This is a genomic window from Paenirhodobacter sp. (assembly GCF_047600745.1).
Taxonomy (GTDB): Bacteria; Pseudomonadota; Alphaproteobacteria; order Rhodobacterales; family Rhodobacteraceae; genus Rhodobacter.
On sequence record NZ_JASGKI010000001.1, the window covers coordinates 418859 to 442385 of the forward strand.

The following is a 23527-nucleotide window of genomic DNA, read 5'->3' on the forward strand; positions in this document are numbered from 1 at the left end:
GGAATTCCCTCCGTGTTTCGCCCGGACGGGCGATGACCGCGGTGTATCACCCCGCGCCGCCAGGGCAATCGCCCCCGGTCGTCCAACCGGGGGCGCCGTAGATCACTTCTGCAAGGCGTCGCGGATTTCCTTGAGCACGTCGAGTTCGGTCGGCCCGGCGGGGGCTGCCTCTTCCTGCTTCACGGCCGCGTCCTTCACCTTGTTGACCGCCTTCACCAGCAGGAAGACGACGAAGGCGATGATCAGGAAGTTGATCACCGCAGTGATGAACGAGCCATAGGCGAAGACCGGCGCCCCGGCATCGCGTGCCGCCCCGAGCGAGGCATAATCCCCGCTGCCCAGATTGACGAAGAGGTTGGAGAAGTCGATCCCGCCGGTCACCACACCGATGATCGGATTGATGAGATCGGCCACCATCGAATTGACGATCGCGGTGAAAGCCGCGCCGATGATGATCCCGACGGCCATGTCGACGACATTGCCCCGGGCGATGAAATCACGAAATTCCTTGATCATGTTCTGTTCCTTTGCCGCGCGGCATCCGCGCCCTCGCATCCGGCATATAGCAGCCGGACGCTGAAATCCGTCCACGGCGGGGCATTGCGCGGTGGTCGCGCCGGAACCTCGCCGGGCCGCATACTGAAACGTTCCCCGCGCCAAGTCCACATCCCGTTGCCGCCAAATTGCTGCACCTGCATGCCCGCCGAGGCCGCGGCAAAAAGGCGGGCTCCGGCGCGCGGCGATTGCATTCCTGCCCGCGCAGGTTACTGTGCCGCAAAGCCGGGAGGGGGCATGTTCAGGGATCCGTTGTTCATCGTCGCGGCCGTGGCCTGCCTTGCGGTGCTGGCGGTCCTGCTGTTCGGGATCGGCAGCTTCGGCATCGGCGGCGATTTCAACCGGCGCAACGCCAACCGGCTGATGCGCTGGCGGATCGGGGCGCAGGCGGTGGCCATCGCACTGATCGTGCTTTTTGTCTGGCTGCGCGGAAAGTGAGGGGAAGATGGTCGTTCTGAACAGAATCTACACCAAGACCGGCGACAAGGGCGAAACCGCCCTTGGCAATGGCACGCGGGTGCCGAAACATTCCCTGCGCGTGGGTGCCTATGGCACGGTGGACGAGCTGAACGCGACGCTGGGCCTCGCACGGCTGCATGCCGGGGCGGATCTGTCGGAAGCGATCGGCCGGATCCAGAACGACCTGTTCGATCTGGGCGCGGACCTCGCCCGCCCCGAGATGGAGAAGGATCACACGGCGGGCTACCCGGTGCTGCGGATCGTCGAAGCGCAGGTGTCACGGCTGGAGGCGGAGATCGACGCGATGATCGCCCGGCTCGAACCGCTGCGCAGCTTCATCCTGCCCGGAGGATCGCCCTTGGCCGCGCATCTGCATCTGTGCCGCACCGTCGCGCGCCGGGCCGAGCGCGAGGCCGTGGCCCTGGCCGCCGAGGAAGCGGTGAACGACTGGGCGGTGAAATATCTCAACCGGCTGTCCGACTGGTTCTTCGTCGCGGGCCGGATCGCCAATGACGAGGGGCGAACCGATATTCTGTGGGTGCCGGGGGCCAATCGCTGACCGTTAGCGCCCATAATCGCCGCGACGTGACGTAGCCGCATAAAAACATGTCCATTTTGCACTGTCCCTGACGTTTTTGGTCTAGTAACAAAATTGCCGAACCACTGACCCGCCCGCGAACAGGGTGGAATTGCAAGGAAGGGAGACGCCGCCGATGAAAGTCCTGGTGCCAGTCAAGCGAGTTATTGACTACAACGTGAAGGTTCGCGTGAAGGGGGATGGGAGTGGGGTTGATCTTGCGAATGTGAAGATGTCGATGAATCCTTTTGACGAGATCGCGGTCGAGGAGGCGATCCGGCTGAAGGAGGCGGGCGTTGCGAGCGAGGTTGTCGTTGTCTCGATCGGCGTGAAGCAGGCGCAAGAGACGTTGCGGACGGCGCTGGCGATGGGGGCGGACCGGGCGATTCTGGTGGTGGCGTCCGAGGATGTCGCGACGGATATCGAGCCGCTGGCGGTGGCGAAGATCCTGGCGGCGGTGGCGCGGGACGAACAGCCGGGGCTGATCATCGCGGGCAAGCAGGCGATCGACAACGACATGAACGCGACGGGGCAGATGCTGGCGGCGCTGCTGGGCTGGCCGCAGGCGACCTTCGCGTCGGAGGTGGTGGTCGCGGGCGACCGGGCGAAGGTCACGCGCGAGGTCGACGGCGGCTTGCAGGTGATCGAGGTCGCTCTGCCGGCGATCGTCACGGCGGATCTGCGGCTCAATGAACCGCGCTATGCGTCTTTGCCCAACATCATGAAAGCAAAGAAGAAACCGCTCGACGAAAAGACCGCGGCCGATTACGGCGTGGATGTGACGCCGCGGCTGACGGTGGTGAAGACGGCCGAGCCCGCGGGGCGTTCGGCCGGGGTCAAGGTCGGCTCGGTCGATGAGCTGGTCGCGAAACTGAAGGAAGTGGGGGCGCTCTGATGTCGGTTCTTCTGATTGCGGATGTGGGTCTGGACGCGACGGCAAAGGCGCTGACGGCGGCGGCGAAGCTCGGCCCGGTGACGGTGCTTGCGGCGGGGGTGGACCCGGCGCCGGTGGCGGCGCTGGCGGGCGTGACGAAGGTGCTGGCGGTGGAGGACGCGGCCTGCGCGCATGGCCTGGCGGAGCCTCTGGCCGCGCTGATCGTGTCGCTTTCGGGCTACAGCCACATCGTCGCGCCGGCGACGGCGGTGGCGAAGAACGTGCTGCCGCGGGTGGCGGCACTGCTCGACGTGATGGTGATTTCGGACGTGACCGGGGTGGTCGACGGCGAGACGTTCGAGCGCCCGATCTATGCCGGCAACGCGATCCAGACGGTGCGGTCGTCGGATCCGGTGAAGGTTCTGACGGTGCGCACGACGGCGTTCGAGGCGGCGGGCGCGGGCGGCCCGGCGCCGGTCGAGGCGGTGGCGCCCGCGGCGGACACGGGCGTTTCCGCCTGGGTCGAGGACCGGGTGGCGAAGTCCGACCGGCCCGAGCTGACCTCGGCCAAGGTCGTGGTTTCGGGTGGCCGCGGCGTCGGGTCGGAGGAGAATTTCGCGCTGATCGAAGGGCTTGCGGATAAATTGGGCGCCGCCGTCGGCGCGTCGCGCGCCGCGGTGGACAGCGGCTATGCGCCGAACGACCGCCAGGTCGGCCAGACCGGCAAGGTCGTCGCCCCCGAGCTCTATGTCGCCGTCGGCATCTCCGGCGCGATCCAGCACCTCGCCGGCATGAAGGACTCCAAGGTCATCGTCGCCATCAACAAGGACGAAGAAGCCCCCATCTTCCAGGTCGCAGACTACGGCCTGGTCGCGGATCTCTTCACCGCCGTCCCGGAATTGACCGCGAAGATCTGAGGGCCTGCGCCCGGAAAAACAGGCCCCGCCGGAAACGGCGGGGCCTTTTGCATCGCCGACCGCGCGGCACCACAGGCACTGGCGGACCTTTTGCCCGGCCGACCGGGCTGCACGGTATTCCAGGCGCCGGCGGACCTTCTGCCCGACCGACCGGACCGCGCGGCACAACAAACGGCAGGCCGGGCCGGACGCCCAAGGCCCCGCCGACACGGGCGCCCGCACCATCCCGAAACAGGATCCCCCAGAGCGTGAGAGCCAGGAAGCCCCCTCCGCCCGAGACGGAAGGGGCCATATGTGTCCTCAGAAATGCACCGAATGCGAAACCGCGGGCTTTTCCAGCGGCGGCGCAAAACGCGTCAGGTCAATCCCCTCCACCGCAGCCCGATACTCCTCCGCCGTCGGCGTCCGACCAAGAATCGCGGACAGAACAACGACGATCCGCCTGTGATCGCGTGCGGTGCCTGCCGCCGTCCTGATCGGAATGTGATCGCGCCCGGCCTTCACGGAGAAACGTCTTTTCCGATAGACGCGGCCATTCTACACTCGGCCAACGAAAGGACTGACCCATGAAAGCATATCTCATTCCCGCGGCGGCGGCCTTGGCCATTTCCGGTTGCACGCTTGAGGCGGAAAAGACCCCGGACACCACCGCGACCTGCCGTCCGGAGGCTGCCGCGCGTCTGGAAGGGAAAGCGGCGCCGAGCGATCAGGAAATCATGGCACTGACCGGCGCCTCTGTCGTGCGGCGCGCGCCGGAAGGCCAACCGCTGACCATGGATTTCCTGCCGTTCCGCATCACCGTGCTGACGGATGCGTCCGGAAAGAAAATCCTGCGCGCAAGTTGCAGCTGACCGGCGGGTTTCAGCTACCTGGATAGCTGCGCCACCCGCCGTCGGCGGATTTTCTCAGCCGCCAGCGGCGGGCGGTGACGGTATGGTTCCGCGCCGTCCGATAGCCCGGGATGTCGAGCGCGATCTCCGGCCCGTCGCGGTGCCATTCACCGATCACCGTGACGCCATCGCTGAATTCCACCAGACAGGCCGGGGATGGCTCTGCCGATGTGTCTTCGTGCAGGGTGACCCGGCTGCCGGGGAAGACGTGGCTATGGGTGAAGACGAAACGCAAACGAACCTCCCTGCGGTTGTGCCGGGGCACCCTGCCCCGGCCGCCTCCTCAGGCCGGGGCGCCGGCCCCATCGAAAATGCCCTCGAACAGGGCCGAGGACAGGTACCGCTCGCCGGAATCGGGCAGCACCACGACGATCGTCCTGCCCGCATTTTCCGGCAGGGCCGCCAGACGCAGTGCGGCTGCCGCCGCGGCGCCGCCGGAAATCCCGGTCAGGATCCCCTCCTCCCGGCCCAGGCGCAATGCGGTGGCGATCGCCTCCTCATTGCTCACCGTCTCGATGTCGTCGACCAGCGACAGGTCGAGAACCGCCGGGACGAACCCCGCCCCGATTCCCTGGATCTTGTGCGGGCCGGGCTTCGGCGGTTCCCCCGCGCGGACCTGGCTCAGTACCGGGCTTGCCGCCGGTTCGACCGCGACGGAGCGCAGCGGCAGGCCCCGGTCCAGCTTCAGATATTGCGACACCCCGGTGATGGTTCCACCGGTGCCGACACCCGCGACGAAAACGTCGATCTTGCCACCGGTGGCCGCCTCGATCTCGGGGCCGGTGGTGGCACGATGGGCCGCCGGATTCGCCGGATTCGCGAACTGTTGCAACAGAACGTATTTCGGATCCGAGGCGGCGATCTCCTCGGCCCGGGCGATGGCCCCCGCCATCCCCGCCGGGCCTTCGGTCAGCACGAGCTTCGCGCCATAGGCGAGCAGGAGCTTGCGGCGCTCCAGGCTCATCGTCTCGGGCATCGTCAGGGTGATCGGGATACCACGCGCGGCGGCCACGAAGGCCAGCGCGATGCCGGTATTGCCCGAGGTCGGCTCCACGATCTCGGACCCCGGCCTGAGCACGCCGCGCGCCTCCGCATCGCGGATCATCGCCGCGCCGATCCGGTCCTTCACCGAACCCGCCGGGTTGCGGCTCTCGATCTTGGCAAGGATCGTCGCGCCGGTCCCCGCTGCCAGGCGCCCGAGCCTGACCAGGGGCGTGCCGCCGATGCTTTGTGCATTGTCCTCGAAAATCGCCATGACCGCCTCCGTTCGTGCCGCGCCGGGATGCCCGGCGTCCGGAGAAAGGTTAGGCCGACTGGCCGGGCATGACCATGCCAAACTTCACTGGGCCGGCAGAACAATCTGCTCCCGCGCGCGGAACCCGGCCCCCGTGGAATTTGGTCACCGGATCATCGGCTCACGCAAGGGTGAGGGTCGGAAACCGTTTTGCCAACCGTTATGTCCGGAATAAGGGTGACCCGCTCCGCGCTTCGCCCTATCAGTGGACCAAAGGGGCAGGACGGACAGCGGATGAATTTGGCGAAGCAGTTCTGTGTGGCGGTATGGGCGGTTGTGGCGGTTCCGGCGGCGGCGCAGCAGGCAGCCCCGGTCGAGGTTGGCGTCATGACGATGGCGCGGCAGGAGGTGCCGCAGGGGTTCGACCTGCCCGGTCGCGCCGTGGCCTTTGAACAGGTCGCGATCCGCCCCCGGGTCGGCGGCGTGGTGACGAAGATCCTGTACACCCCCGGCACCGAGGTGCAGGCCGGTGACCCGCTGTTTGAACTGGACGATGCCGCCTATCGCGCCGCGGTCGAAAGCGCGCGCGCCACGCTGAGCACGGCGGAAGCCAACCTTCCGGTGAAGCAGGCGGCCTATGACCGGGCGAAGCGGCTGGTGAATCAGGGCTCGACCCGGGTCGATGTCGAAACCGCGGAATACGAATTGCAGGCGGCGAAGGCGGCGCTGAACGCGGCGGCGGCGGCGCTCGACTATGCCCGGACGCAGCTCTCCTGGACCACGATCACCAGCCCGATCCGGGGCATCCCGGAGGTGCAGGCGGTTTCCGTCGGCGATCTGGTCACCGCCGGACAGGCGGGGGCGATGACCACCGTCACCCGGCTCGACCCGATCTATGTCGACATGCTGGAACCCTCGACCCGCCTGCTGGAGATCCGCCGCCGGATCGAGGACGGCACGATGACCCCGAACCAGAGCGTGGACGCGACGCTCGTGCTGGAGGATGGCGAGGTCTACAAGGGCACCGGCGCGCTGGTAACGCCCTCGGCCGTGGTGTCCACCACCACCGGCACCGTGTCGGTACGGTTCCGTTTCGAGAACCCCGACCGCAAGATCCTGCCCGGCATGTTCGTGCGCGGCTTCGTCACCCTCGGCACGATGCAGGCCCATCTGGTGCCGCAACGCGCGGCGGTGCGCGCGGCGACCGGGGCGCTGACCGCCTTTGTCATCGCGGATGGCAAATCGAAGAGCGTGACGCTGACCACGAGCGGCAGCTATCGCAACAACTGGATCGTGACCGGGGGCCTCAGCGATGGCGATCAGGTGATCCTCGACGGGCTGAAGTCGATGAGCCCCGGCAAGGCCGTGAAGGGCGTGCCCGCAAAGGTGGATGCGACCGGCCTCGTCCAGGACGTGGACTGAGATGGCGAAGTTCTTCATCCATCGCCCGGTTTTCGCCTGGGTTCTGGCGATCATCGTGATGCTGGCGGGCTGGTTCGGGCTGTCCACCCTGCCGGTGTCGCAATATCCGCAGATCGCGCCGACCACGGTGCGGATCAACGCGACCTACACCGGCGCCACCGCCTCGACGGTGCAGAACTCGGTCACCACGGTGATCGAGGATGGGCTGACCGGGCTCGACGGGTTGATGTATATGACCTCCTCCTCCTCGCAGGGGCGCGCGGGCATCACGCTCGTCTTCGACGATACGGTCAATCCGGACATGGCGCAGGTGCAGGTGCAGAACAAGCTGCAACTGGTGCAGGGCAACCTGCCTCAGGCAGTGACGGCGCGGGGGGTGTCGGTCACGCGCTCGACCTCCTCGATCCTGATGGTCGGCGCGCTGACCACGGAGGACGGCTCGAAGAGCCAGGCGGAACTGGGCGACCTGCTCGACCGCGTGGTCCGCGACCCGATCCAGCGCACCGAGGGCGTGGGCTCGATCAACCAGTTCTCCTCTCCCTATGCGATGCGGATCTGGCTTGATCCGTCGAAGCTCTACAAATACGGGCTGACGCCGAATGACGTGACGGCCGCCGTTTCGGAACAGAATTCCAACGTCACGGTGGGCAACCTCGGCTCGCTGCCCGCGGTCGAAGGTCAGCAGATCACCGTGCCGCTGAACGCGCAGTCGCAGCTCGGCACGGTGCCGGAATTCGAGAAGATCGCCCTGACCACCGCGAAGGACGGCTCCACCGTCTATCTGGCCGATGTCGCGCGGGTGGAGATCGACTCGCAGGATCTCGCCACCGCCTCGCGCTACGATGGCCGCCCCGCCGCGGGCTTCGGCGTCAATCTCGCTGCGGGGGCCAATGCGGTCGAAACGGCGAAGAATGTGCGCGAAACCATCGCCAGGCTGGGGACGTCGCTGCCCGAAGGGGTGCAGGTGGTCTATCCCTTCGACACCTCCCCCTTCGTGCAGCAGTCGATCGAGCGGGTCTATCACACGCTGGGCGAGGCGGTCGTGCTGGTGTTCCTCGTCATCCTCGTCTTCCTGCAAAGCTGGCGCGCGACGCTGATCCCCACCGTCGCGGTGCCGATCGTGCTTCTGGGCACCTTCGGGGTGCTGTCGGTCTTCGACATGTCGATCAACACGCTGTCGATGTTCGCGCTGGTGCTGGCAATCGGCCTGCTGGTCGATGACGCGATCGTGGTGGTTGAAAACGTCGAGCGGGTGATGGAGGAAGAGGGCCTCGGCCCGGTCGAGGCGACGGAACGCTCGATGGGCGAGATTTCCACCGCCCTGGTCGGCATCGTCCTCGTGCTCTCGGCGGTGTTCCTGCCGATGGCCTTCATGTCGGGCGCGACCGGGGTGATCTACCGGCAGTTCTCGGTCACCATCATCTCGGCGATGGTGCTGTCGCTGTTCGTCGCGCTGATCCTGACGCCCGCGATGTGCGCCGCGCTGCTGCGGCCCAGCCATGAAACGAAATTCGGCCCGGCCCGCGCCTTCAACCGCGGGATCGACCGGCTGACCGGCGGCTATGGCGAGACCGTCCGGCGGCTGCTCCGGCGGCCGTTCCGGATGCTGGTGGTGCTGGCGGCGATCACGGGCGGGATCTGGTGGGTCTATCGCGACCTGCCCGGCTCCTTCGTCCCGCCCGAGGACCGTGGCACGCTGATGGTGCAGATCTCGATGCCCGACAACGCCATGCGCGCCCAGACCGAGCAAGCGGTGAAGGCGGTCGAGGACTATCTTCTGAACGCGCAGGGGGACACCGTTGCCTCGGTCTTCGCCGCGGTGGGGTTCAGCTTCGGCGGCACCGGGCAAAGCCGCGCCATGATGTTCGTGCGGCTGAAGGATTTCGATGAACGCCCGCTAAGCGCGGCGCAGCTTGTCCAGGCGGCCAGCGCGCATTTCCGCGACAACCGTATGGGGCAGTTCGTCTTTCTGCAACCGCCCGCGATCCAGGGCATGGGCTCTTCGTCGGGCTTCAACATGTATCTGGTCGATGGCGCGGGCAACGGCAACGAGGCACTGCACGCCGCCGCCGATACCCTGGTCGAACAGGCGCGTGCCTCGGGGATGATCACCGGGTTGCGCGGCAATGACGCCGCCACCACCAGTTCGCTGCAACTCGACATCGACCTGCAAAAGGCGCAGGCTTTCGGGATCTCGCTCTCGACGCTGAACCGGATGCTGTCCACGATCTTCGCGGGGACATATGTCAACGATTTCACCCTGAACGAAAAGCTGCGCCAGGTGATTGTGCAGGGCGATGCCCGCTGGCGGATGCAGCCCGAGGACATCGGCATGTGGTATGCCCGCAACGAGTCCGGCGAGATGGTGCCCTTCGAGGCGGTGATCACGCAGACCTGGAAGGCGATTTCCTCCACTCTCTACCGCTATGGCGGCACCGGCGCGATCGAGATCACCGGCGATGCGGTCGAAGGCGTCTCCACCGGCGAGGCGATGGCGAAGATGGAAGAGATCGTCGCCGCCATGCCCGGCAATTATTCGGTCGCCTGGGTCGGTCTGTCGCTTCAGGAACGCATCGCCGGCAATCAGGAACCGCTGCTCTATGCCCTCTCGGCGCTGGTGGTGTTCCTGTGCCTCGCCGCGCTTTATGAAAGCTGGACGGTGCCGTTCTCGGTCATGCTGTCGGTGCCGGTGGGCGTGCTGGGCGCGATGATCACGGCCAAGCTCTTCGGCCAGTCGAACGACGTCTATTTCAAGGTCGGCATGCTGACGACGATCGGCCTCGCCGCGCGCAACGCCATCCTGATCGTCGAATTCGCCCAGACCCTGCGGCAGGACGGCATGGGCCTGACCGAGGCGACCGTGATGGCCGCGCGTCAGCGGCTGCGGCCGATCCTGATGACAACCTTCGCCTTCGCCCTCGGGATCCTGCCGCTCGCCATAGCGACGGGCGCGGGCGCGGCGGCGCAGCATTCGATCGGCATCGGCATGCTGGGCGGCATCGCCTTCACCGCGCTCTTCGGCATCGTGATGGTGCCGGTTCTTTATGTGGCGGTGATGCGCGGGGTGGCCCTTGTGCGGCGCGAAAAGGACACCTGACATTCGTCATTTGATTGAGGTCAAAGTTTAGGCAGAATCAAAACGCTAAGGTCATATCGAAGACAAGGAAAGGGAGAGACCTATGTCCAACACCCCGCACACGCTCGATGAGGAATTCCCCTTCGAAATGGACAAGTTGCGCGCGCTGAAGGTGTCGAACGCCCGCTTCGCGAAACTGCTTGAGGATTACGACGAGGCGAACGACAAGGTGCATCGCGCCGAAACGCGCGTGGATGTCGTGGACACGCTGGTCGAGACCGCCCTGCGCAAGCAGCGCACCGCGATCAAGGACGAGATCGCCCGGATGCTCGCCGAGGCCTGACCCCTCCAAAGCCCCGCAAACGCGGGGCTTTTTCATGCGATCTCATAGGGCAGCAGGCCGCGCGCATCCGGATTCACCTCCAGCCGCCGTTCCAGTGGTGGAACCGAACGTTGGTGGCAGTTCCGCCGCTCGCAGATCCGGCAGGAAATCCCGATCGGCTGATAGGCGCGCGGATTGGTCAGTTCCATGTCATCGGCATAGACCAGCCCGCGGGCATGGCTGACCTCGCAGCCCAGACAGATCGCATAGCGCCGCACCGGCGCGGTAAAGCTGCCCCCCCGCTTCGACACATCCCGCGCCAGGCACAGATAGCGCGCCCCGTCCGGCGTTTCGGCCAGTTGGCGCAGGAATTTCGTCGGGGTTTCAAACGCCTGATGCACGTTCCACAGCGGGCAGGAACCGCCGAAACGGGCGAATTGCAACCGCGTGGCGGAGTGCCGCTTGGTGATGGTTCCGGCCTGATCGACGCGGACGAAGAAGAACGGGATCCCCTTGGCGCCGGGCCGTTGCAGCGTGGACAGCCGATGTGCCACCTGCTCGATCGAAGCGCCGAACATGTCGGCCAGTCGTTCCAGATCGTGCCGCGTCTCCTGCGCCGCCTCAAGGAAGGCGCGATAGGGCATCAGCGCCGCCCCCGCGAAATAGTTCGCCAGCCCGATCTTCGCAATCGCACGCGAGGTTTCCGACTGGAACCGCGCAAGGTCCAGCGTCGCTTCCAGCAGGTCGTCCTGCGTCGCCAGCGCAACCTGATGCAGAAGCTGGAACGCCTGGGTCGAGCGCGCCGCATGGCTCGAAATCCGCAGCACGCCATTCGAGCGTTCGCGCAGCGCCGGAATGTCCGCGAACTGCACCGAAACGCCGCGCCGCGACAGCGCCCCCACCGCATTCTGGATCGGGTCCGCCCGCTTGCCCTGCGGACAGGCGAAACGTTCCGCCGAACGGTCCACCGCGTCGATGTAATTGTCGCAATAGTGGAAGAAGTCGCGCACCTCCTCCCACGGGCTGACGACGGTGTGCCCGGTGGTGCGGCCAAGCGCCTCGTCGAGGGAGGCCAGCCGTTCATGCACCTGCCGATAGGCGCGATGCAGTTCGAGGAAGGACCGCGCGAGCGCCGGGGCATTCGACGCCGCCAGCCGCAGATCCGCCAGCGGCGGCGCGCCATCGGCAAAGACCGGATCCGCCAGCGCCTCGCGCATGTCCGAGACCAGCCGCTCCGCATCGCCCGCCGAAAGCTCGGTCACATCGAGCCCGAACTCTCCCGCCAGCGCCAGCACCACCGAAGCGGAAACCGGCCGGTGGTTGTTCTCCATCTGGTTCAGATAGGGCAAAGACACGCCCAGCCGCCCGGCAAATGCCTTTTGCGTCAGTCCCAGCCGCCCGCGCGTTTCGCGCAGCTTCACCCCCGCATAGAGTTTCTGAGTCGCCATCGGCTGCCTCCCTTTGCAAACCAACTGGTAGCTTTGCAATTTGCAGCCGTCAATTTCGCAATAGCCATCCCGCCGGAAAGGCCCCTCCGGGCCCTTCAGTGGTTCCCGAACCGCGCCGCGCGTTTTTCAAGGAAAGCCGCCACGCCTTCGCGGAAATCCTGCGTCGCGCCCAGTTCGCCCTGCAACTGCGCCTCCAGCGCGAGCTGCGTCCCGTAATCGTTCGACGAACTCGCCCGCAGCGCGCGCTTCACCGCGCCATAGGCCCGCGTGGGACCGTTCGCCAGATGCGCGGCGCGCGCCCGCCAATGCGCCGCGAACCCGGCATCGGGGACGGCTTCCCAGATCATGCCCATCCGCGCGGCTTCCTCGGCCTCCACCTTCTCGGCGAACAGCGCAAGGCCCATCGCCCGCGCCGCCCCCACCTGACGCGGCAGCCAGTAGGTGCCGCCCGCATCCGGCATCAGGCCGATCCGGGTGAAAGCCTGTAGGAAGACCGCCGATTGCGCCGCGATCACCACATCCGCCGCCAGCGCGAGATTGGCCCCCGCCCCTGCCGCCGCGCCGTTCACCGCCGCGATCACCGGCAGGGGGCTGTTCTCGATCGCCTGCAACAGAGGTTCGTATTCCTCGGACAGGATCCGCTCCAGATCCAGCGCCTCGACCGACGACGCATCGCCCAGATCCTGCCCCGAACAGAACGCCCGCCCTGCCCCGGTCAGCACGATCACCCGCGCCTCGCCCTCCGCCCGCGCGATCGCGGCGCGCAGATCCCGCCGAAGCTGGCTGTTGAGGGCGTTCATCACCTCGGGGCGGTTCATGGTCAGTACCGCGATGCCATCGGTGCAGTCGTAAAGAACGGTCATCGGCTCCTCCTTGCCTGTCCGCGCCAGACTAGCCGAGGCGCGCGGCAGGGAAAGCGGAACCCCGCGTCACTTCTCCAGCAACTCCTTCAGCCGGGCCTGTTCCTCGGGGCTCAGCGCCTGCACCGGCGCCTCTGCCCGCCGACGGCGCAGCCAGACCGCGACACCCCCGAGCGCCAGCACCAGAACCGCCGGGCCGAGCCAATACAGGATCAGATTCGCGCCCCGGCGCTCGGGCCGGAACAGCACATATTCGCCGTAACGGTCGACCACATAATCCACGACCTGATCGTTGCTGTCCCCGGCCAGAAGCCGTTCGCGCACCAGAAGCCGCAGATCGCGCGCCACCCCGGCGTTGGAATCGTCGATATTCTCGCCCTGACAGACCGGACAGCGCAGATCGCGGCTGATCTCCCGCGCGCGGGCTTCGAGCGCGGGATCGGACAGGATTTCGTCGGGCTGCACCGCCATGGCGGGCGTGGCGAGCAGCAGGCACAGAAGGAAGGCACGCATCATCTACTCCGCCGGTTGGGCCACGGCACGGCGCGCCCCGGCCGCCACGCGATAGCGCCGATCCGTCAGGCTCAGCCCGCCGCCAAGCGCCATCAGCCCCGCCCCGATCCACAGCCAGCTTGCAAAGGGCTTTACATAGGTCCGCACCGCCCAGCCGCCGTTATCCTGCGGATCGCCCAGCACGAGGTAGATGTCGCTGAACAGCCCGTTGCGGATCGCGGCCTCGGTCGTGGGCATCGCCTGCACCGGATAGACGCGCTTTTCCGGATGCAGCACGGTCACCACCCGCTCGCCCCGGCGCACGGTCATCGTGCCCACGGTGGCGGTGTAGTTCGGCCCCGGCACATCGGCCACGCTGTCGAGCGTGATCGTATAGCCCGCGACGGTAAAGGGTTCGCCGACCTTCGCCACGCGAATATCCTCGATCTGCCCCGCCATCAGCAGGCCCACCGCCGCGATCACCACGCCAAAGCCCGCATGGGCCGCGGCCTTGCCCCAATCGGCGCGCGGCAGGCGCCCGAGCCGCGCGGGCGTGCGCCCGGCCCGGACCCAAAGCTCCGCCATCGCGCCGAAGACGATCCACGCGCCCAGCCCCGCCGCCACCAGCGCCAGCACCGGCCGCCCCGTCGCCAGCGTCCAGGTCAGCCCCGCCACGGCCAGCGCCAGCACCATTGCCGGAGCCAGCGGGCGCAGCAGCCGCGACAGCACCGCGCGTTTCCACGGCATCATCGACCCCAGCGGCAGGATCAGCGCGAGGATCACCATGAAGGGCGTAAACGCGGTGTCGAAGAACGGCGCGCCCACCGACAGCTTCCGGTTCCAGAACATCTCCGCCACCAGCGGCCAGATCGTTCCGACAAAGACCACCAGCGCCGCAACCGCCAGCAGGATGTTGTTCATCACCAATGCGCTTTCGCGCGACACCAACCCGAAGATCCCCTTCGCCTGCATCGCCCCCGCCCGCGCGGCATAAAGCGTCAGCGCACCGCCGATGAACACCGCGAGGATCGCGAGGATGAACACCCCCCGCGACGGATCCGACGCAAAGCTGTGGACCGAGGTGATCACCCCCGAGCGCACGATGAACGTGCCGATCAGCGAAAACCCGAAGGCGAGGATGGCAAGCAGGATCGTCCAGCTTTTCAGCGCCTCGCGCTTTTCCACCACGATCGCGCTGTGCAGAAGCGCCGCCGCCAGCAGCCAGGGCATCAGCGAGGCATTCTCGACCGGATCCCAGAACCAGAACCCGCCCCAGCCCAGTTCGTAATAGGCCCACCACGAGCCGAGCGCGATGCCGATGGTCAGGAAGATCCAGGCCGCCAGCGTCCATGGCCGGACCCAGCGGGCCCAGGCGGCATCGACCCGCCCCTCGATCAGCGCGGCGACGGCGAAGGAAAACGCCATGCTCAGCCCGACATAGCCGAGGTAAAGGAACGGCGGATGGAAGGCCAACCCCGGATCTTGCAGCAGCGGGTTCATGTCGCGCCCGTTGAAGGGCGGCTCGGCCAGCCGGGTAAACGGGTTCGAGGTCAGCAGGATGAAGCCCAGAAAGGCCGCCCCCACCGCCGCCTGCACGCTCAGCACCCGCGCCCGGAGCCGCGGCGGCAGCGCACCGCCGAACCAGGCCGCCGCCGCGCCGAAAAGCGCGAGGATCAGCACCCAGAGCAGCATCGAACCCTCGTGATTGCCCCAGACGCCGGTGACCTTATACAGCATCGGCTTGTCGGTATGCGAATTCTCATAGACCAGCAGCAGCGAGAAATCCGAGGTCACGAAAGCCTGCGTCAGCGCCGCGAAAGCCGCCGTGATCAACAGGAACTGTGCCGAGGCCGCAGGTTCCCCCACCGCCATCCAGCCCGCCCAGCCCTTCTGCGCACCGATCAGCGGCACGACCATCTGGATCAGCGCCACGCAAAACGCCAGGATCAGCGCGAAATGTCCAAGTTCTGCGGTCATGGGTGCCTCCGGTGCCTTGCCCGATCATAGGCGAGGCCGCGCCCGGGGCCAAGGCGAATGCGTGTCGCAGGATCGCACGGACCATGCTGGCACCTCCCCCCGCGCATGGGGGCTGCCTTTTGCCGCCTCCGCTGCCCCGGACCCAGCCAGTCGAGCCCTCCCGCACGCACCGGACCGCGCGGGGCACTTGCACCATGTGACACCCGGGCCACGCGGCAGGCACCGCTTGCCACCCGGCGCGCGCGGGGCCACAGTGCGGGCGAATGGAAAGGACCGAAGATGCGTCACCTGACCCTGGCCGCGATGGCCTGCCTGTCGCTCGCCGCCTGCAAGCAGGACGCGGCGGCTCCGCCGGACGTTCTGGGCACCGGCACCGAATGGACCGTGACCGAGATCGCCGGCACCCCCGTGCCCGAGGGTGTGACGGTGACGATGCAGCGCCCTGAGCCCGGAATGCTCGCGGGCACATCCGGCTGCAACCGTTATGGCGGCCCGATCCGGGCCGAGAAGGGCAGGATCCATATCGGCGCCCTCGTCGGCACCCGGATGATGTGCCCCGACCCGCAGATGACGGTGGAAACCGCCTTCCATTCCACCATCGGCCGGGTCACCGGCGCGCGGAAGTCGGGCACGGTGCTGGAACTGACGGATGATGCCGGGACGGTGCTGATCCGGGCGCGGCACTAGGCGGATGCCGGAGGACGCCCCAGCCACACTCATGCACCTGCGTGCCCGCTATGAACAGGCCGTGCGGGATCTGCGTGACCGAGCGGCCGAAATGCAGCGCAACGGCGCATCCGCCGAAACCATCGCGCGCAGCCTGCATGCGGAGCGCCAGAGACTGGCCGCGTTCTTCAAGCAGCAGACGCCCGAGCCGTATCGCCTCCGCATCCTTGAACGGAATGTCAGGGTCTACGGCAGCGAATCCGGCCCTTCGATCGAGTTCCTGCGCGCGGCGGGCCGGTCCTGGGAGAGGATCATCGACGGCGCGACGCGTCCGGGGCCGCCGGTCGGGATGGAACCGGACCCCTGACCGGCCCGACGGACCCCGCGCTTGACGTCCGGGGCGGGTTGGGGAAGGCTGTGCCGATGTTCCCGATCCGCGATCACAACCCTTCGGCGCGACTCCCCTGGGTGACCCGGGGGATCATTGCGCTCAATGTGATCGTCTATCTGCTGACCGCGCCCTGGGCGGGCAATATGGAAGGGCTCTGGGTGCAGAACGCGCTGTATCCGGTGGCGGTGACACAGGGCGCGTGGCTGCATGGGCTGGTCACGCATATGTTCCTGCATGCCTCGCTGATGCACCTGTTCGGCAACATGCTGTTCCTGTGGGTGTTTGGCGACAACCTCGAAGACCAGTTCGGCCATGGCGGCTTCGCGCTGTTCTACCTGCTGGGCGGGCTGGCGGCGGCGGGGGCGCAGATCGCGGCGGATCCGTTCAGCGATGTGCCGATGGTCGGGGCCTCGGGCGCGATCGCGGCGGTGATGGGGGGCTATCTGCTGCTGTTCCCCCGGGCGCGGGTCGATGTGGTGGTGATCTTCGTCATCTTCTTCCGGATTTTCACCATCCCGGCCTTCGTCGTGCTGGGGCTGTGGTTCGGGATTCAGGTCGTCAGCGAACTCGCCACCCCGGATGCCGGGGCGGGGGTCGCCTATCTCGCGCATATCGGCGGCTTTGTGGCGGGGGTGGCGCTGGCCCTGCCGCGCTGGCGCAGGCTGGGGTTTTGGCAGCGCACCCATGGCCTGCCGCCCCACCCCGCCACACACTACAGCCGCAGCACGATCCCGGTGGTCCGGCGCAGGCGCTATTGAATCAGCGCGGGCAGGTCGGTCAGCGCGGCGGCCCGCGCGGCGGCGCCTTCGGGCGTGGGGGCGGCCGCATCCTCGCTGTAGAACACCGCTGTGAGGCCAAGGCGCGCGGGCGCCGTCACATCCCAGACCGGATCGTCCCCCACCATCATCGCCCGGCCCGGCGCCGCCGACAGGGCCGACAGGATGCCGCGATAGGCCGCCGGATCGGGCTTGCCCACACCGGCCTCCTCCTCGATCCGAATCGCGGCGAAATGGCGCGCAAGACCGAAGCGCGCGATCTTGCCCCGCTGCCGCGCCGTTGACCCGTTGGTGAGCAGACCGAGCCGGATGCCTCGCGCGGCCAGCGCCTCAAGCACCTGATGCGCATGGGGTTTCAGGGTGATCGTCTCTTCGAGATAGGTCTCGAACCGGTCGGCGATCCAATCGGCATCGACGCCATGCAGCGGTTCCGTCCCCGGCGGGCGCGCAAGGTTCAGCCGGTGAAAGGCCGAGCGCACCACCCGGCGCCGCGTCGCATCGCCCTCCAGCCGCCAGAGCTTGCGCCCCTCCTCATCCGCCAGAAAGCCCAGAACGCGGGCCAGAACCTCCGCCGTGATCCAGCGCGGATCGTGTTCGCCAAGCGCCCCGGCATGTTCCGCGATGATTGCGGCCCAGGTCGGCCCCGGATTGCGATAGGCCGTCAGCAGCGTATCGTCGAGGTCGAAGATCAGCGCCTCCGGTCGCGGCAGGGTCATGCGTGCCAGGCCCCCTCCGCCGCCGCAAGCGCCGCGCCCGGCGCCACGCCAAGCGCCCGGCCCAGAACCGCGAGGTCGCCCAGAACGGCATCCAGCCGCGCCCGGGGCCCGGTATGGTTCAGCCGGATCAGCCGCTCGCCCCCCGGCCCGACCCCGGCGCTCAGCTCCCCCTGCGCAAGGCCCGCCGCCGACACGCCCTCGGGCAGCGCCACCGCCGTGACCAGATTGGACGCGCGCTCCGGCGCCACCCATTCCCGCCCGGTCAACGCAAGCGCCCCCGCCCGGGCCGCCCGCGCCGCGCGGGCATGACGGGCGCGGATCGCGGCGATCCCCTCCGCCTCGGCGCGCTGAAGCGCCTGTGCCAGCGCGTGAAATTCCAGCGCCGAGGGTGTGCCCGGCAGCGCGCCGCGCCCGGCATCCAGCCACAGCGCCCGCTGATCGGCCAGCGACAGGATCGAGGGCGCCGGGCCGCGCGGCGCCACCCGCGCCCAGGCGGCCGGGGACACAGACACAGCCGACACTCCCGCAGACCCGCCAAGCGCCTTTTGCGGCCCGATCACCGCCACGTCGATGCCCAGATCGTCCACCGCCAGCGCATGCCCGCCGACCGAGGCCACCGCATCCACCACCAAGAGCACCCCCCGCGCCCGGGCCAGCGCGGCGATCTCTTCGAGCGGGTTGAGGATGCCATAGGCGCTTTCGGCGTGGACCAGCGCCAGCATGTCATAGCGGGCCGCGAGCGCCGCCTCCACCGCCCGCGCCGTCACCGGCTGACCGGGTTCGGGCGCCAGATCGGTGACCTCCGCCCCCGCCCGGCGCAGCCATTCCCCCAGCCAGCGCCCGTAAAGCGAGGTCACCACATTCAGCACCCGCGCCCCCGCGCCAAGGGACGCCGCCACCGCCTCCAGCGCGACGGCGGCCTCGGCCTGGATCAGCAGCACATCGTTGCGCGTGCCGAGGATGCGCCCGATGGCATCGGCCAGCGGCGCATAGCCCGTGGGTGGGAAAACGCACTCGCTCATGGTGTTCCTTTCAGCTGCGGCACCGCCGCGATCAGGCGGCGGGTGATATCGCTTTGCGGTGCGGCGAGCAGGCGCTCCGCCGGGGCGGTTTCGACGATCCGGCCCGCCTCCATCACCGCAATCCGGTGCGACACCAGCCGCACCACCGCCAGATCATGCCCGACGAACAGATAGGACAGGCCAAGCTCGCGCTGCAACCGCACCAGCAGATCCAGCACCGCGCCCCGCACCGAAGCATCGAGCGCCGAAGTCGCCTCGTCCAGCACGATCAGCTTCGGTCGGCAGGCAATCGCCCGCGCGATGGCCACCCGCTGCCGCTGCCCGCCCGACAGTGCGGCGACCGGACGCGCCGCAAGATCCGCCGAAAGCCCCACCTGTTCCAGCAGGCCGGGCACTGATCCAGCCGGATTGTGCAACGCCAGCGCCTCGCGGATCGCGCCGCCGACCGTGGCGCGGGGGTGGAAGGCGGCGGCCGGATCCTGAAACACCATCTGCATCGCGCCCCGCGCCCGGCGCAGCGCGGCACCCCGCAGCGACAGCCAATCCCGCCCGTCGAACCGGATCTGCCCGGCATCGGGCGCGATCAACCGGGTCACCACCCGCGCCAGCGTGGATTTGCCGCAGCCCGACGGCCCGATCAGGCCCAGCGTCTCGCCCTCCGCAAGGGTCAGCGCCACATCGTCCAGCGCCGTCCCCTGACCAAACCGCTTCGTCAGGCCGGAGATGTCGAGCAGGCTCATCGCACCAGCCTCGGCGTATCGAGCCCCACCGTCGCCGCCAGAAGCGCGCGGGTATAGGCGTCGCGCGGCGCGTCCACCACCTGCCGCGCCGGGCCGGTCTCGACCAGCCGCCCGCGATACATCACCGCGATCCGGTCCGCCAACCCCGCCGCGAGCGCGATGTCATGCGTGATGAACAGCAGCGCCCGCCCCTCGGTCACCTTGCGCAGCAGGGCGGTAATCTCGGCCTGCACCAGAACATCGAGCGCCGAAGTCGCCTCATCCGCGATCAGCAGGCGCGGCCCGGCGGCAATGGCAAGCGCGATCGCCACCCGCTGCTTCTGCCCGCCCGAAAGCTGATGCGGGTAGCGCTTCATCACGCCGGGCAGCGCCACCTGCCGCAGCAGATCCTCGGGCCGGGCGGGCGAACGGGTGGCGCGCAGCGTCTCGCGCAGATGGGCGCCGATGGTCAGAAGCGGGTCCAGACTGCCGCCCGGATCCTGAAACACATAGCCGATATCGCGCCCCGGCCGTGCGGGCCGGTCCCAGCCGATCCGCCCCGTGACCCGGCTGCCCGCGGGCAGAAGCCCGGCGATGGCGCGCGCGAGCGTGGATTTCCCCGACCCGGATTCGCCGATCAGGGCCAGCCGCTCCCCCGCCTTCAGGTCGAGCGTCACCCCCCGCAGCGCCGGTTGCCCGCCCGGCCATGTCACCGACAGATCATGACAATTCAGCATCAGCGGCGCCTTTCGGTCAGGGCCTCGCCCAGCAGATAGGTCGAGATCACCGTCGCCACCAGCGCCAGCCCCGGGATCAGCGACAGCCACGGCGCGGAGCGCAGCTGGTTCCGGCCCTCGGCGATCATGCCGCCCCAGGTCACCGCATTCGGATCGCCCAGCCCCAGAAAGGACAGCGCCGCCTCGGTCAGCACCGCCCCCGCGACGATCACCGCCGTCAGCGCCAGCACCGGCGGCAGCGCCAGCGGCAACACCTGAACCGCCGCGATCCGCACCGGATGCACGCCCAGCACTCGCGCCGCCGCGACGAATTCCGCCTCGCGCAGCGCCAGAACCCGCGCCCGGGCCAGCCGCGCGGGCGCGGTCCAGGCCCCGAGCGCGATCGCCAGCACCACCATCGGCAGCGACGGCCCCGCGACCGAAACGAAAGCCAGCGCCAGCAGGAAGCCGGGGACGATCTGGAACGCCTCGACCACGCGCATCAGCGCCTCATCCACCAGCCCACCCGCGAAACCCGCCGCCGTGCCGACCACCATCCCCGCCGTGATCGCCACCAGCGCCGTCGCCAGCCCCACGGTCACCGAGGTCCGCGCGCCATGGATCAGCCCCGCCAGCAGATCGCGGCCCAGCCGATCCGTGCCCAGGGGATGCTGGGCGTCATGGAACGGCAATAGCAACGGCCGCCCCACCATCGCCAGCGGATCGCCGGGCGCCAGAACGGGGGCCAGCACCGCCACCGCCAGCAGCGCCAGAAGCACACCGCCCCCGATCCACAGGCTAGGCCGCATCGCGCCCTCCGATCCTCGGGTCGAGCGCATGGCTCACCAGATCCACCAGCAGGTTCGCGATCACCACCATCACCGCCGAGGTCAGGATCACCCCGAGCAGAAGCGCCGCATCGCGCCCGGCCACGGCCTCCTGCGCCAGCCGCCCGAAACCGGCCACGCCGAAGACGCTCTCGATCACCACCGAACCGCCCAGCATCGCCGCCGCCTGAAGGCCCAGCATCGTCACCACCGGCAGCATCGCATTGCGCGCCGCATGGTTCAGCGCGATCCGCCAGCCGGGCACCCCCCGCGCCCGTGCCGCAAGGGTATAGTCCTGCGCCCAGGCCTCGACCATGCCCGCGCGCATCACCCGCAGGAACAGCGCGGTATAGATCAGCCCGAGCGACAGCACCGGCAGCGCCAGATGCCAGGCGATGTCGCGCGCCCGCGCCGCCCCGCTCAGGCCGGAGGCGATCGTCTCCACCCCCGACACCGGGAACCAGCGCAGTTGCACCGCAAAGACCAGCGACAGCACCAGACCCAGCCAGAACCCCGGCACCGAATAGATCAGGATCGAGCCGCCCGACAGCAGCCGGTCCAGCCATCCCCCCGGCCTGCGCCCCGCCACGATGCCGAGCGCCGAGCCCAGCACGAAGGACAGCGCCGTCGCCGAGCCCATCAGCCAGAGCGTCACCGGAAGCCGCTCCCACACCACGGCGCCCACGGGCCGCCCCATCGCCACGGACCAGCCCAGATCGCCCCGCGCCAACTGCCCCAGCACGAACCACAGCCGCGCCAGCACCGACCCGTCCAGCCCGTAATCCGCCCGCAGCCGCGCCGCCAGCGCCGCATCCCCACCGCCGAGCGAGGCGAGATAGGCGTCCACCGCATCGCCCCCCGCCGCATTGAGCAGCAGGAACACCGCCACGGTGACGATCAGCAGCACCGGGATGCTTCCCGCCAGCCGCAGCACGATCAGGCGCAGCACAGCCATCAGGCCGTCAGGCCGATGTCCGACCAGTTCGACACCGCCCACCGCGGGTTCGTCGCGACATGCTCCACCCGGTCCGAGACGACGGAAGTGAAGCTCCAGTCCACGACATTGATCAGCGGCAGATCCGCCGTCACCAGTTGCTGGAACCGATGGTAGATCGCGATCCGCTGCGCCGGGTCGAGCGTCACCAGCCCCTCGTCGATCAGCGCATCCAGTTCGGCATTGGCATAGCCGCCCTGATTGGAAAACGGCACCCCGTCCGGAATCCCCGAGCGCACGAGGATCGTGGTCGAAATCGCCGGATCCGCGCGGAACACCGTCGGCGCGATGGCAAGGTCGAAGGCATGGTCGGTATAGACCGCCTTCTGATGCCCGGCGCTGTCATGGGCGACGATCTTCGCCTCGATCCCCACCCTTGCCAGCGCCTGCCGCAGGTAATCGCCGAACTGCGTGGTTTCGCTGAAATAGGGCGCGGGCAGCAGGGTCAGCCGGAACCGCACGCCATCCGCCCCGGCGGGATAGCCCGCCTCGTCCAGAAGCGCGGCGGACTTCGCCGGATCGAACGCATAGGTGGTGACGTCCGGGGTGTAGAAGGTGGGGTCATTGGCCGGAACCGGCCCGGTGGCCTTGGCCGCATAGCCGAGGAAGATCGCATCCAGCACGAATTGCTTGTCGATCGCATGGGCGATCGCCTGCCGCACCTTCAGGTTCTTCAGGATGTCGTTGCGGTGGTTGATCTCGACCGTCAGCTGATAGGTCAGTGCCTCATAGCCCTTGGTCACCACCTTCAGGCCGGGCACCGCGGCGATCCGCTCCAGATCGGTGAGCGGCACCATCGAAAAGGCCGCAAGCTGCACCTCCCCCGCCTCCAGCGACCCGGCGGCGGCAGCACGGTCGGGCAGCACGCGATAGACCAGCTCCTCCACCCCCGGCGCGCCGCCCCAGTAATCGGCATTCCGGCGCAGCAGGTAATATTGCCCCGCCCGGTATTCGCCCCAGACGAAAGGCCCGGTGCCGACCAGCGCCCCGTTCGCCGGATTCTGGGCGATGTCGGTGCCTTCGTAGATGTGCTTCGGCAGCACCGAGGACACCACCGGCAGCGCATTGGCGATCAACTGCTCCGGCGTCGGCTTCGAGAAGCGGAACACCGCCGTCAGCGGATCGGGGGTCTCGACGGCCTCAAGGTTCGCGAACAGACCCCGGCCGATGTTCTGCAAGGGCTTCCAGACCTCCATCGCCGAGAAGGCCACATCCGCCGAGGTGAAGGGCTTGCCGTCATGCCATTTCACCCCCTCGCGCAGGGTGAAGGTGATCGACAGCCCATCCTCCGACCCCTGCCACCCCGTCGCCAGCAGGGGCCGCAGCCCGCCCGCGTCATAGGAGGCTTCGGCCAGCGGCTCGACCACCTTCGACGCGATGAAGAACACCCCGTTCGTCGCCGCGATCGCCGGGTTGAGCTGGCGCGGCTCGCTGTCCGACGCAACGGTCAGCCGCGACCCGGCGGCCAGCGCCATCCGGGGCACCGCGCCCAGAGCAGCAAGGGCGACCGTGCCGGCCAGAAAACCGCGGCGGGAAACTGCGAAGGGCATCGTCGTCATCCTGTATTGATCTGCGGTTTCAGGCTGTCACCACGGCG

At 68.2% G+C, this 23527-nt stretch carries 26 protein-coding genes; 11 read left to right on the forward strand and 15 right to left on the reverse strand.

Translation table 11 applies throughout. The features are described 5' to 3' along the window. Window positions 1-102: 102 nt before the first annotated feature. On the reverse strand, window positions 103-516 hold the full coding sequence (gene mscL, locus QM789_RS02250) for a large conductance mechanosensitive channel protein MscL (RefSeq protein ID WP_420350335.1): 414 nt from the start codon (window positions 514-516) through the stop codon (window positions 103-105). A 276-nt stretch (window positions 517-792) separates the two neighbouring features. Between mscL and QM789_RS02255 the strand changes: the two genes are divergently transcribed. The 4 genes from QM789_RS02255 (at window position 793) to QM789_RS02270 (ending at window position 3382) form a co-directional block, all read left to right on the forward strand. Further along, on the forward strand, window positions 793-993 hold the full coding sequence (locus QM789_RS02255) for a twin transmembrane helix small protein (RefSeq protein WP_420350336.1): 201 nt from the start codon (window positions 793-795) through the stop codon (window positions 991-993). Between the two features lie 7 nt (window positions 994-1000). Next, window positions 1001-1573 (forward strand): cob(I)yrinic acid a,c-diamide adenosyltransferase, encoded by a 573-nt coding sequence (locus QM789_RS02260; RefSeq protein WP_420350337.1) that lies wholly within the window; start codon window positions 1001-1003, stop codon window positions 1571-1573. A gap of 154 nt (window positions 1574-1727) precedes the next feature. Beyond that, the gene (locus QM789_RS02265) at window positions 1728-2486 is read left to right on the forward strand and encodes an electron transfer flavoprotein subunit beta/FixA family protein (RefSeq protein WP_420350338.1); all 759 of its coding nucleotides are present in this window, start codon (window positions 1728-1730) and stop codon (window positions 2484-2486) included. Next, window positions 2486-3382 (forward strand): electron transfer flavoprotein subunit alpha/FixB family protein, encoded by an 897-nt coding sequence (locus QM789_RS02270; RefSeq protein ID WP_420350339.1) that lies wholly within the window; start codon window positions 2486-2488, stop codon window positions 3380-3382. The genes QM789_RS02265 and QM789_RS02270 overlap by 1 nt, the downstream gene beginning before the upstream one ends. Before the next feature lie 300 nt (window positions 3383-3682). On the opposite strand, the gene QM789_RS02275 is transcribed toward QM789_RS02270, so the two are convergent. Next, window positions 3683-3886, reverse strand: coding sequence for a hypothetical protein (locus QM789_RS02275; RefSeq protein ID WP_420350768.1), 204 nt, complete (start codon window positions 3884-3886; stop codon window positions 3683-3685). 62 nt (window positions 3887-3948) lie between these two features. On the opposite strand from QM789_RS02275, the gene QM789_RS02280 reads away from it, so the two are divergent. After that, on the forward strand, window positions 3949-4233 hold the full coding sequence (locus QM789_RS02280; protein WP_420350340.1) for a hypothetical protein: 285 nt from the start codon (window positions 3949-3951) through the stop codon (window positions 4231-4233). A 10-nt stretch (window positions 4234-4243) separates the two neighbouring features. Here the strand turns inward: QM789_RS02280 and QM789_RS02285 are convergent, their stop codons facing one another. Further along, window positions 4244-4507 (reverse strand): hypothetical protein, encoded by a 264-nt coding sequence (locus QM789_RS02285; RefSeq protein WP_420350341.1) that lies wholly within the window; start codon window positions 4505-4507, stop codon window positions 4244-4246. 48 nt (window positions 4508-4555) lie between these two features. Beyond that, entirely contained in the window at window positions 4556-5527 is a 972-nt protein-coding gene (gene cysK, locus QM789_RS02290) for a cysteine synthase A (protein WP_420350342.1), read from the reverse strand. Window positions 5528-5800: 273 nt separating this feature from the next. On the opposite strand from cysK, the gene QM789_RS02295 reads away from it, so the two are divergent. From QM789_RS02295 to QM789_RS02305, 3 genes are all read left to right on the forward strand, one after another. After that, window positions 5801-6928: an efflux RND transporter periplasmic adaptor subunit gene (locus QM789_RS02295; protein WP_420350343.1), complete on the forward strand. Its 1128-nt coding sequence runs from the start codon at window positions 5801-5803 to the stop codon at window positions 6926-6928. A gap of 1 nt (window position 6929) precedes the next feature. After that, complete coding sequence (locus tag QM789_RS02300; protein ID WP_420350344.1) at window positions 6930-10025, forward strand: efflux RND transporter permease subunit; 3096 nt, start codon at window positions 6930-6932, stop codon at window positions 10023-10025. Window positions 10026-10107: 82 nt separating this feature from the next. Next, window positions 10108-10347 carry a YdcH family protein gene (locus QM789_RS02305; protein WP_420350345.1) on the forward strand — a complete coding sequence of 80 codons (240 nt, stop codon included), beginning with the start codon at window positions 10108-10110 and terminating at the stop codon, window positions 10345-10347. A 32-nt stretch (window positions 10348-10379) separates the two neighbouring features. Here QM789_RS02305 and QM789_RS02310 read toward each other — a convergent pair whose 3' ends face one another. The 4 genes from QM789_RS02310 to QM789_RS02325 all read right to left on the reverse strand — a co-directional run bounded on the left by QM789_RS02310 (window position 10380) and on the right by QM789_RS02325 (window position 15103). Beyond that, window positions 10380-11774 (reverse strand): helix-turn-helix domain-containing protein, encoded by a 1395-nt coding sequence (locus QM789_RS02310; protein ID WP_420350346.1) that lies wholly within the window; start codon window positions 11772-11774, stop codon window positions 10380-10382. A 95-nt stretch (window positions 11775-11869) separates the two neighbouring features. Beyond that, window positions 11870-12637, reverse strand: coding sequence for an enoyl-CoA hydratase-related protein (locus QM789_RS02315; protein WP_420350347.1), 768 nt, complete (start codon window positions 12635-12637; stop codon window positions 11870-11872). 66 nt (window positions 12638-12703) lie between these two features. Beyond that, window positions 12704-13150 (reverse strand): cytochrome c-type biogenesis protein, encoded by a 447-nt coding sequence (locus QM789_RS02320; RefSeq protein WP_420350348.1) that lies wholly within the window; start codon window positions 13148-13150, stop codon window positions 12704-12706. After that, window positions 13151-15103: a heme lyase CcmF/NrfE family subunit gene (locus QM789_RS02325; RefSeq protein ID WP_420350349.1), complete on the reverse strand. Its 1953-nt coding sequence runs from the start codon at window positions 15101-15103 to the stop codon at window positions 13151-13153. It abuts the gene before it with no gap. Window positions 15104-15382: 279 nt separating this feature from the next. Between QM789_RS02325 and QM789_RS02330 the strand changes: the two genes are divergently transcribed. The 3 genes from QM789_RS02330 to QM789_RS02340 are packed head-to-tail and all read left to right on the forward strand — an operon-like array spanning window position 15383 to window position 16918. Then, complete coding sequence (locus tag QM789_RS02330) at window positions 15383-15790, forward strand: META domain-containing protein (RefSeq protein WP_420350350.1); 408 nt, start codon at window positions 15383-15385, stop codon at window positions 15788-15790. A gap of 31 nt (window positions 15791-15821) precedes the next feature. Next, entirely contained in the window at window positions 15822-16136 is a 315-nt protein-coding gene (locus QM789_RS02335) for a hypothetical protein (protein ID WP_420350351.1), read from the forward strand. 56 nt (window positions 16137-16192) lie between these two features. Then, window positions 16193-16918 (forward strand): rhomboid family intramembrane serine protease, encoded by a 726-nt coding sequence (locus tag QM789_RS02340; protein ID WP_420350352.1) that lies wholly within the window; start codon window positions 16193-16195, stop codon window positions 16916-16918. Here QM789_RS02340 and QM789_RS02345 read toward each other — a convergent pair. From QM789_RS02345 to QM789_RS02375, 7 genes are read right to left on the reverse strand one after another with little or no spacing between them, the layout of a single operon-like run. After that, entirely contained in the window at window positions 16912-17652 is a 741-nt protein-coding gene (locus QM789_RS02345) for an HAD family hydrolase (RefSeq protein ID WP_420350353.1), read from the reverse strand. The two genes, QM789_RS02340 and QM789_RS02345, sit on opposite strands and share 7 nt — an antisense overlap. Then, window positions 17649-18674 (reverse strand): aminotransferase class V-fold PLP-dependent enzyme, encoded by a 1026-nt coding sequence (locus QM789_RS02350; protein ID WP_420350354.1) that lies wholly within the window; start codon window positions 18672-18674, stop codon window positions 17649-17651. Before QM789_RS02350 ends, QM789_RS02345 begins: the two co-directional genes overlap by 4 nt. Next, on the reverse strand, window positions 18671-19414 hold the full coding sequence (locus QM789_RS02355) for an ABC transporter ATP-binding protein (protein ID WP_420350355.1): 744 nt from the start codon (window positions 19412-19414) through the stop codon (window positions 18671-18673). Before QM789_RS02355 ends, QM789_RS02350 begins: the two co-directional genes overlap by 4 nt. Continuing rightward, window positions 19411-20130, reverse strand: a complete 720-nt coding sequence (locus tag QM789_RS02360) for an ABC transporter ATP-binding protein (RefSeq protein WP_420350356.1) — start codon at window positions 20128-20130, stop codon at window positions 19411-19413. Before QM789_RS02360 ends, QM789_RS02355 begins: the two co-directional genes overlap by 4 nt. Beyond that, the gene (locus QM789_RS02365; RefSeq protein ID WP_420350357.1) at window positions 20130-20918 is read right to left on the reverse strand and encodes an ABC transporter permease; all 789 of its coding nucleotides are present in this window, start codon (window positions 20916-20918) and stop codon (window positions 20130-20132) included. Before QM789_RS02365 ends, QM789_RS02360 begins: the two co-directional genes overlap by 1 nt. Then, complete coding sequence (locus QM789_RS02370; protein WP_420350358.1) at window positions 20908-21891, reverse strand: ABC transporter permease; 984 nt, start codon at window positions 21889-21891, stop codon at window positions 20908-20910. Before QM789_RS02370 ends, QM789_RS02365 begins: the two co-directional genes overlap by 11 nt. Then, entirely contained in the window at window positions 21891-23480 is a 1590-nt protein-coding gene (locus tag QM789_RS02375; RefSeq protein WP_420350359.1) for an ABC transporter substrate-binding protein, read from the reverse strand. Before QM789_RS02375 ends, QM789_RS02370 begins: the two co-directional genes overlap by 1 nt. Window positions 23481-23527: the final 47 nt, after the last annotated feature.